The 10,097-nt window shown below is 64.6% G+C and carries 5 protein-coding genes; 2 read left to right on the top strand and 3 right to left on the bottom strand.

All coding sequences use genetic code 11. From position 1 onward, the window contains the following. From D1832_RS14700 to D1832_RS14690, 3 genes are all read right to left on the bottom strand, one after another. A partial coding sequence (locus tag D1832_RS14700) for a DUF262 domain-containing protein (RefSeq protein ID WP_147362741.1) occupies positions 1-408 on the bottom strand: 408 nt, incomplete at its 3' end. Positions 409-709: 301 nt separating this feature from the next. Further along, positions 710-1,141 carry a hypothetical protein gene (locus tag D1832_RS15195; protein WP_147362740.1) on the bottom strand — a complete coding sequence of 144 codons (432 nt, stop codon included), beginning with the start codon at positions 1,139-1,141 and terminating at the stop codon, positions 710-712. Between the two features lie 134 nt (positions 1,142-1,275). Further along, positions 1,276-2,835, bottom strand: a complete 1,560-nt coding sequence (locus D1832_RS14690) for a hypothetical protein (protein WP_118915133.1) — start codon at positions 2,833-2,835, stop codon at positions 1,276-1,278. A gap of 229 nt (positions 2,836-3,064) precedes the next feature. Here D1832_RS14690 and D1832_RS14685 point away from each other — a divergent pair, with 229 nt between their 5' ends. Further along, positions 3,065-9,709: a DUF4011 domain-containing protein gene (locus D1832_RS14685; RefSeq protein WP_118915131.1), complete on the top strand. Its 6,645-nt coding sequence runs from the start codon at positions 3,065-3,067 to the stop codon at positions 9,707-9,709. A 259-nt stretch (positions 9,710-9,968) separates the two neighbouring features. Next, positions 9,969-10,097 (top strand): transposase (locus D1832_RS14680; protein WP_147362738.1); only part of this gene is annotated, 129 nt, incomplete at its 3' end.

Here is a 10,097-nt window from a genome sequence, read left to right as displayed (position 1 = left end):
CACCGAACCCCAGATCGGAGCTGACGACCTGCCCGCAATCACCGCCTGAACAACCCCAACGAAGGAACGCAGCGCTACACCACTACCCGGGACTTGACCGACAGCGCGAATCAAGATTTGGAGGGTGGTCATTCGTTGCTGGCCGTCAATTACCGTGTGCCTCGTAACATCTCCCGTGACGGCTGAGCCCGACTCGTATACGACTGCCCCTAGGAAATGCCTAGCTCCGCCATCGCTCCTCTGCTCACTTTTCTCCTCGAGGAGCTCACAGGCCACGCGTTCGATATCCGACCACAGCGGCGCCCACTGGTTCTCCTCGTTCCAGACATATGGGCGCTGATAAGGGGGGATCTCGAAGTGGGTCTTGCTCTCGAACAGTTCGCGCGGCGTCAGTGAGTTCGCGTGCATTTGTTTCCTTTCTCTGGCGCATCACATGAGTCCGGTACGCGATGGCTTCTAGGATCGAGGCTACCGAGCCGCTCCATAGTTTTAGCGATGTTGACGAGATCACTACCGCAGGCCCCGCCACTCTCGCGCCCGCTGCGGCGGGATCAGCTGAGTCGCGAACCATTACCGCCGAATACATTGGGATCGGGGTCGTGTCGATATCCTGTGGTCGAGCAAACGTGTGCGTGGTTGCCGCCTTTGCCGTCACGCCCTAGGCGGACCTGTGTAGAACCGGCAGGGGTCGTCTTAGTCTCGGGAGCGCTCATCCGCTGTGCTGGTGCGGGTAGCCCAGCATGTGGGCTCGGTGAGGGCCTGTGAACCAACGGCCAGTGACGCGCGACTGACGGTACGTTCCCATCCAGCCGAACGGCTGAATCAGAACATCGACCCGCCAGGAACGGGAGCGCTTCGGCAGTTCCTTCGGTGTCTGCGCGAGATGGGAGTACCAGCCGGAAAACGCACCGAGCATGAGCGTCGCTCGTGGGATATTCGACGATGCATCGATACTCCACCGCGGCTCTCCCCGGTGCGAATCCCAGGTCGGATCAACCGCCGCCGAGGCGTGGAACCAGCCGTGGAAGGGGTCCTTTTCACCGTCCTGCAACGCGTGCAGGGCCCAAGGCGTCGGCCGAGCATCCACGGCGTGGGGCCTCTCCGGACCGTCCCAATCCGGTGCGATTCCCTGTTCAGTCATGCAGCGTTGCAGCCCAGCGAACATGCGGAGCTCGGGCGACTGGGACGGATGACGACGACGATCCCAGGGGCGACTCCGTCGAGGGACGGCTTGTCCAGCGTTTCTGCCATGGGGGTCATCGTAGGGTCCGAGGCTTACTCCTGGGGCGGCACCACCGGTACCTCGTCAGCAGGCAGGTGCATCCGGCTCGCGACGAGGTTGCTGAACTGCACCGCAGCATCCCTTTTGTCGCTTCCCTTGGCCCACGAACCGAATTCGAAGGAGTAGTCCTCCTCCGTCGTCGCGACAGTGAGACGTGGTGGCTGCTTCTCGTCGCCCGGGCGCACTCGCACGTACCGGATCGACTCGGCCGGAATCGGCTCTCGCACGACTCCGTCACTCTCAACTTCGCGAGGAACCATGACGTAGAGGTGACGGTCCGTCATGGCCAGGTAGCGACGGCGACCGATGTCACCGACGCCGATTCCGCTGGTGTCCGCGACCTCCGCGACGCCGAGCAGACGCTCGTCGTCAGACAGGCGCCACGGCAGAACAGTCCTGAGGCTTGAGGGAGCCGTGGCCTGCTCCAATGCCTCGAAGCGCGGTTCTTCGTACTGCGGTGTCGCATCGCCGAGCCGCTCTGCCATCTGATTGAGGATGCCCGCGAGCTGCGCAGCATCCGTTGCATTCTTGCGTGACAGACGGCGATCGAACGCGTACCAGTTGGCCTTGAGCCCGGCCGCAACGTTGAGTTCCACGCGCAGTTCCCGAAGCACCTCGCGCGCTTCCCGTTTCGCCTCGTCGTCGTACTGACGGCTCACTTCGACGAGGTGGTCACGACGGCTCGCCTCGCGCGGATCCTGCTCCGCGCGAGCGTGCGCGTTACCGGCCTCGAGCAGCCGGTACATCGTCAAAGCATCCACGGCGCGCACGAGGGCTTGAGCGTCACCGATCATCTCCTCTGCGTGCTCCACGAGGAACTGCTGACGTTCCTTGGCGTCCTTGTTCTTCTGCGGCAACTGCGGCGTCAGGCGTTTCAGAGCCCTGCTCGCGCGTTCCACCTGGGAAAGCAACTCGCCTCGCTTCGGCGCGACTCCCTGCCAGACCGAGTCGCTGACGGCACCGATTCGCATGGCAGTCTCAACGGCTTCGCGCAGGTCACGGTGATGCCCCACCGTCTCGCTCCACTCGCCATCCTTGATGGTGGAGCGGAGTTCACGCGTGAGCTCGATGTTGTGCTTCGAGAGCGACGCAAGGCGATTGAGTTCGGCCTGGATGCCGAGCATGACCATGGCTGGCCCCAAGCTGGCCGCCATCGTCGAGGCCGTTCCGGCTGCCGCAGGTACGAAACGGGCGTGTCCAACGATCTTGCCGTTCTTCATCAGGACGCTCAGGGTCTTGCCCTGACTCTGCATGAGCGTCGCTCCTTGCTTGAGCGCCTGGACGGTAGCTGCGTCCAGCTGAACCAAGCCACGGGCCGCGACCACTCCCTGCGCCGCCTGAGCGCCCGCGTTCGCCCATCCCAGAGCCTGCGTGGCGGCGTGCGTGACCTTGTCGCGCGCCGAGTCATCGAGCAAGCTCAGCGGCGTGACGTCGAGGCCCTCGGGCAAGAGGTCTCCGACGACCAGGCCGACGCCAGGCTGAATTTCGATGACGGCGACGTTGCCTTCGTCGCCGAAGGGCTCCACCTCGTGAGAGTTCGGGGTCTCGTTCATGAAAAGGCACCTCGGGTCGTGGAAGAGCGGGACATCCGGATCAGCATGTCACCAATGAGGCTCTAGTTGAACGGTTGTGAAAGACCTCGCGGCTCGCCTCCTCCCATTCCACGTCGTGGCGGCGCTCCAACGTGCGTCCTGGTTGGCGGCAACGCCCCCAAGATGCAAAGGATTTGGTTGAATTTGGAGGATCTGCCCCACGCTGACCCCGGATGGTTGAAACTTGAACGTGTTTCCTACGTCGTCCCCCACCCCCGCTGAGATCGTCCAGCGTGGCGCCGACCTGCTCGTACCAGCCCTTCGCCGCTTCGTGGAGGACACCGCACCCCACTCAGGCGTGACATGGGAGCAGTACTACGCAGCACGTGACACGCGGGACGGGCGAACCCCTCGCAAGCGGTCACTGGACGACCCTCGGTTCCTCCTCAACATCGTCACCCACGAGTGGCGAGCGTTCTCCCCGAACATTGAGCCGATGCAGAGTGCCTGGGCGCGGGAACTCACGATGTCGCTGAACCGAGCCGCACACGCCCGTCAGGAATTCAGCGACGCTGAAGCGCGTCGCTTCCTCGACACTCTCGGTCTTTTCTGCGAGAGCCTCCTGCCGGACGCCGACCTCGGGCCGCGCATCCGGGAACTGAACACGACCCTTGAAAGGCCGGCGGCCGCACCGAACAGCCAAGCGCCGGCCATCTCGACTCCCGCTGAGGCACCTGCGACCGCGGCAAAAGCCGTCACGAGCACTCCGCCCGAAGAGGTAACGCTCCCCTCCGACGCCGAAGCGTCAACCCTGAAGGAATCACCGATTCTCGAGACCGAGCCGGAGTCCGGCACAAGCTCTTGGGATGACGTGGACGACCGTGACGACCTCGGAGAGGGCCTTCGACGCGTCCAACTCCGCGTCGGAGAGATCTCCGTCGAGGCCATTTACTCCGAAACACTGAGCTTTGCCCAGGTCTGCCAGGGCGCGCATCCCGTCGTTGAAATCTCATGGAGCAACGACGGCACTGACGACGCCAAGATCGACCTCCTCACCGTCGAGGTCGAAGGCTTGGCCCTCGACCCTGGCGCCGCACAGCTGACCGACATCGACCTGCCTGCAGGCTCGGGCATGACTCTCGGCTCTGCAGACATCGCGTGGAAGCCAGAGCGCCGCTCCTTCGCGGAAGTAACGCTCGCAACGCCGGTCGACCTCAGGGTGAGCATGATCTCCGGAGGTCGCCCCCACTCTGGCAGCGGAAAGATGACGGTCCTGGCTCGAGACCAGTGGGCCTTCGAGCCGCGCCCGGAACTCATCAGCGCCTTCGTCGCACCGAACGACCCCGGCGTCTCGGACATCGTGGAGAAGGCCAGAGGGCGTGTCGCTCCCGAGGCGAACGACGCCATGGCGATGGGCGATGCCATCTACGCGGAGCTGGCCTCCCGAGGTCTTCGACACGAAGCCGGTACTCCGGCCCCAGACACGGGAGCTTTCAGCGTGCGGCGCCCGGAGCAAACCCTGCAGAACCACGGGGGCACGGGTCTCGACCTCGCGGTGCTCTTCGCCTCCGCGCTCGAGGCGGCCGGCATCAACCCACTCATCACGCTCACCGACGACGGCGGTTTCGGCGGATACCTGACGGCCGATTTCGCCCTGTCCGAACCTGCGGTCACGGACGAAGAAATGATCCACACGCTGGCTCGCAGCCAGTACCTCGTGCCCGTCGATCTCGGGGTGTTCGAACGGGGCGCCGATGTGCCACGCCGCGAGGCGACGGCCGCCACGGAGTCGTACTGGGAACGTGACCTCGACCGCGTCCGGGCCGTCATCGACGTCGCGGCCGCCCGTCGCCGCATCGAGCCCCTCCCGCGGCTTCGTACTGACGCGAACGGATTGCTGATCCTTGAGGTCGAGCAAGCAGCCCCGCTCGCTCTGCGGCTGAACGAGTCGTGGACGGGGACGACAGCCACCGCGGCGGCTACTGCATATCCGCGGCGCGTCCAGAACTGGCGCAGCGCACTGCTCGACCTGAGTTTCCGCAACCCCTTGCTCAAGCTGAGTGGTCGCAGTGGGCTCGGGCTCCACGTGCCCGAACGATCACTTCCGACGTTCGAAGACGTCCTCGCGTCCGGCGAGAGCCTGACCATCCGCGCCGGCCTCGGCCTCGACCCCCTCAGCCACGGCGGCGCGACCTCTGTTCGGGATCGTGACGAGGCTGCGGTGGAAAGCATTCTCTCCAGGGAACGCGTCATCCACGGCCTCATGACCGACGACACTCTGGGCAATCGGCTCGACAAGCTTCGCCGCGACGCACAGCGGGTGATCGAGGAGACAGGAAGCAACAGCCTGTTCGTCACCATCGGCGCCCTCAAGTGGTCGGACGCCCGCGGTAACGATGCCTACGCCCCGCTGTATCTGCTCCCGGTCAAGCTACAGGGACGCACGAAGGGCACGTACAGGCTCGTGCGTGAGGGCGACGAAGTCGCCCTACCGAACTACTGCCTCATCCAGAAGCTGAAACTCGATCACGGAATCGACATACCGGCCCTGGAGACGCCGCCGCGCGACGACGCCGGTATCGATGTCCCCCGTGTCCTGACAGCGATTCGTCAGGCGCTTGTGTCTCACGGGTTGCCGTTCGCCGTCGTCTCCGACGTCCGACTCGCCATCCTCCAGTTCTCGACCCTGGAGATGTGGCGCGACGTGAGTGACAACTGGGAGACCCACGCGAATAACCCAGTCGTCAAACACCTCATCGAGACACCGCACGACACCTTCGGCGACGCCGTCGACGAGCCGCAGATGACGCAGGCTACCGAGGCCGAAGAGCACCTGCCGGTGCCCGCAGACGGATCACAGCTGGAGGCCATCCGGTGGGCACGTGCGGGACGCACCTTCGTGCTCGAGGGGCCGCCCGGAACCGGCAAATCCCAGACGATCACGAACATCATTGCCAACTGCCTCGCGGACGGCCAGAGCGTGTTGTTCGTTGCTGAGAAGCCCGCGGCTCTCGAAGTGGTGCGCCGGCGACTCAAGGGCGCCGGCCTCGGCGCCTTGACCCTCGACCTGCACGGCAAGGATCTCACCGTGTCGTCGGTGCGCAAGCAGCTGCGTGACGCGTGGGAGTACGTCCCCCGCGACGATGCCCGTTACGTGCAGTCGCGCAGCAAGGCGCGCAGCCTCGTCGAGGAACTCGCTGCGTACCCGCTCTCGCTGCACAGCGCGGGACCGGCCGGCCTATCGCTCTGGCAAGCCCAGGCTGCCGTGCTGCGTCACGCCGGGTCCGAACGTGCTCCAGTCACGATCCCGGCCACGATCCTTCGCGGTGAGGTGCGTATCGAGGACGCGCTCGATCACGTCAGCCGTGCGGAGGAACGCCTCTCGGAGTTGGACCGCCCCCTGTCCGAAAGCCCGTGGGGTCTGGCCGGACCCGGCGCAGCGCCCCTGGACGCCGACGCAGTATCCCGCGCTGTCGCAGCCTTGCACTCTGCTGCGCTGCAGCTCTCTCCCGCACTGGTGGCGCTTCTGCGCGCCACCGGACAATCCGGATGGGGACGCGTCCCCGGCCTCCTCGCAACCCTGAGTTCGCTGCCGGAGAACCTCGTCGACGAAGCGTCACGTCACGACGCGAGTTGGTCGACGCAGTTGCAGCACCTTGCCGGCGAAATGGACCGCTTCGCTGCCCACTACGGGCACTTCGCCTCGGTGATCACCGCGCCTGCGCATCACGCCGACGTACCCCGCTTGCGCGAAGAGCTCAACGCGGCCCATGCAGCCGGTGTCTTCAAGCGGAAGCGACTCGTCGAGAACGCGGAAGCAAACATTGCCGCGTTGATGCGACCGGACCTGGCCCGACCGCACGATCTGCGCGCCTTCCTCAACGACCTCGAACACTTCCAGGGTGAAGCCAACAACCTTCGCCGTCGTAGTGAGGCGCTACTCCCGGGCGGGGGAAACCCCCACATGGGCGGTCAGATCCCACGTCAGATGGCTGCCTACCTCGAACAATTGCGGGTCGCCCGCGGTTCGTTCGAGAACCCTCAAGCACTCGAGACGTACGTCGACAACCTCCGGCGCCGGCAACCGATCCCCGCCGTGACTTCGAGGCTCTCGAGCCGTTCACTCTGGCGTGGAGCCGCCTTCGTGAGAGCCTCATGGGCGGACGAGGACACGATCAACACGTGGTGCAAGGGCCGAGGACTGGCCGCGGCCGTCCTCGACACCCTGCCCGCGTGGCAGGAAGCTGCACAAACCCATCGCTTCGGCGAGCTCCGTCGTGTGGCCGCTGCGCAAGGATCACTCGCCGAGCTGCGACGCATTGGGCTCGACGGCTTGATCGAGCGCCTCGAACGCGGTGACGACGGTAGAGCGAATGTGCGTGATGCAGTCGACGCCGAGATCGCTGATGCAGTGCGCGCCGAGCGCCTCGACAGCGCGGGGCTCGAGCGGTTCAACGCGAAACGCCGTATGCAACGCATCGAGGAATTCGCTCGCGAGTCGGACAGTGCCCGCAAGGCCGCTCCGACAGCCCTCCCCGCGCTGGTCCGCCAAGCACACGCGGTCGACACACGCCGACCGAGCAAGGATCTCGCGGCCCTGCACCGAGAGTTCGAACGCAAGCGGGGCGGCTCGATCCGAGAACTCCTCGCCCAGCATTCCCCCGCACTCCGACGCCTCACGCCGTGTCTCCTCATGAGCCCGGCAAACGTGGCCCGCTTCGTACCGGCCGATGTCGAGCCGTTCGATCTCGTCATCTTCGACGAGGCGTCGCAGATCCGCGTTGCCGACGCCGTCGGAGCGCTGGGACGTGCCAAGGCTGCGATCGTCGTGGGCGACTCCGAGCAGATGCCTCCCACGTCGATGTTCGCAGTGAGCAACTCCGACAAGGACGACGACAGTGCGACCGAGGAAGATCTCCTCGTTCCATCCGATCAGGAATCAATTCTGAGCGAGTGCGTCGACTCCAACATCCGGCGACTGTGGCTGACCTGGCACTACCGCAGTCAGGACGAATCACTCATCACCTTCTCCAACCACGCCTACTACCACGACCGCCTTGCGAGCTTCCCTGCTCCGCCGTCCGACTCCGGTGAGCGTGCGGTGTCGATGAAACTCGTCAGAGGTCAGTTCGACGGAGGTGTCGGTGGCACGCGCACGAACAAGGTCGAGGCGACGGCCATCCTCGAGGAAGTAAAGGAACTGCTTCGGCGAGACCCCTCGACGTCCATCGGTATCGTCACCCTGAACTCACAGCAGCGCGACCTTCTCACTGAGATGTTCGAAGAGGAAGAGGGCGCCGTTCGTCGAGCCATGAACCGTGATGAGGACCCGCTCTTCGTCAAGAACTTGGAGAACGTCCAGGGAGACGAGCGTGACGTCATCCTGTTCTCGCTCGCGTTCTCGCCCAACGAAAAGACGAACCGCCTCGGCCTCAACTTCGGCCCTTTGACGCGAACGGGCGGTCACCACCGTCTGAATGTCGCGATCACGCGAGCACGGAAGAAGGTGAAGTTACTCGCCTCGTTCCAACCCGAAGACATCGACCTGTCTCGTACCCGCTCCGTCGGGCTGCACGACCTGCGCGCCTACATGGAATTCGCCCGAGGCGACGAGTCGGCCGTCGAGGGTGCGATTGCCCGGTTGGCCCCGGACGCGTACCGCCGCAGTCTCGTCGAAGCCCTGACGAAGTCGGGTCTCGAGGTCCGCGAGGGAGTCGGCACGAGTTCGTTCAAGGTCGATCTCGCCGTACGCCGGCCCGGCTCAGAAGCGTGGGTCGCCCTGCTCCTCGACGGAAAGGAATGGGCTGAGCGCGCCACCGTCAGCGACCGAGAAGTATTGCCTGAGATGGTCCTGGGCAAGGTCATGCAGTGGCCCCGAGTCGAGCGTGTGTGGCTCCCCGAGTGGATCGCGGACGAGGCTGGCGTGCTGGCCCGGATCGACGAGGCCTGTGCTGACGCGTCGGCGAAGCTTGCTGAGTCTCGAGTCGAGTCGGCCGAAGTGTCGGCAGACGAGGTCAACGCGGTCCTGCATGAGGAACTGGATCTTCACACAGGCGAGGGCGCTCCGACCACCAATTCATTCGAGCCGAGTCAGCCTGCCGTACTCGACGCTCCACTGACGCGGATGCACACAGCGATGTCTGCGCGCCTCGACGAGGTCGGGGAACTCACGGTGGCACCGCCTGAATCGGTGGCTCCAGAGCTTTCCGAGGGGTCCGATATCGAGCCTGACGAACACACTTACTCGGCATCGGATGGCCCGAGCGAGTTCCCGCAGTCATCCTTCGCATCAACGGATGATGAGGAGCCAAACACAGAAGCGGGATGCGCCGACGAGATCCTCCTCGAGGAGTTCATCCCCTGGGAGACCGAAACGCTCGAGGAAGGCCTTTTGTCCGACCTCACTGAACCGCATGCGAAGGCACGAGTCAGGGAAACCGTTCGACGTGTGGTTGCCGCTGAGGGCCCGATCGAATCCTGGCGATTGGCCACTATCGTCGGGCGCAGCTACGGAGTGCAGCGAGTCAGTAGCCTGCGCCACGGCAGCGTTCTGAACTTGGTGCCAAGGACCCAGGCCCGGGCAGAGAACGGCCTGACGTTCGTGTGGCCCGAGGACGTGACGCCTGACGCTTACAACCTGGTGCGGCAGAGCTCAGTCCCCCACCGGAGCGTGACGGAGATTTCGAGAGCGGAACTCACGAACGCGATGATTCTTGCGCTGAGTGAGTACCCGGCGATGAGCGTGCCGGCTCTTCATCGGGCCACAATGCGAACCTTCGGGATCTCCCGCTTGGGATCGAACGTGCAAAGCCGACTCGAAGCGGTCTTGGCGTGGGCGGTTCGCAACGGATGGATCGTCAAGGACGGTCACCTCTGCGCTCTCCCTGAGGAGTGACTCTGCACGTCGGTGACGTGCCATCCCTGCGCCATTGCCTTAGGGAACTCCGCCTGAACAGTGTCAGGACGTACCGGGGGTCTTCAGACGAAAGGACCCAGATCTCCGTCTTCTAGGCCTGCCAGCAGTGCGCGTCCGCCATCCTTCGAAGGACACCGCAAGGGGACTGCTGCACGGATAGGTGACATCGTGACGTGACCCCCACCCTGGTTTCCACAAAATCTGGCTACACGAAGGCCTGGGTGGAAGGCTCACGAGCATGCCTCGCGCTTACCCCGTCCAGTTCCGTCAGCAAGCTATCGCCCTGGCCCGTTCCGGGCGGCCAGTGACGCAGGTCGCCTACGAACTCGACATCCACCCCGTCACGCTGCACAAGTGGATCCGCCAA

This window comes from Dermacoccus abyssi (genome assembly GCF_003515945.1).
In the GTDB taxonomy this organism is placed as follows: domain Bacteria; phylum Actinomycetota; class Actinomycetes; order Actinomycetales; family Dermatophilaceae; genus Dermacoccus; species Dermacoccus abyssi.
This window is presented reverse-complemented; position numbering and strand designations above follow the sequence as displayed.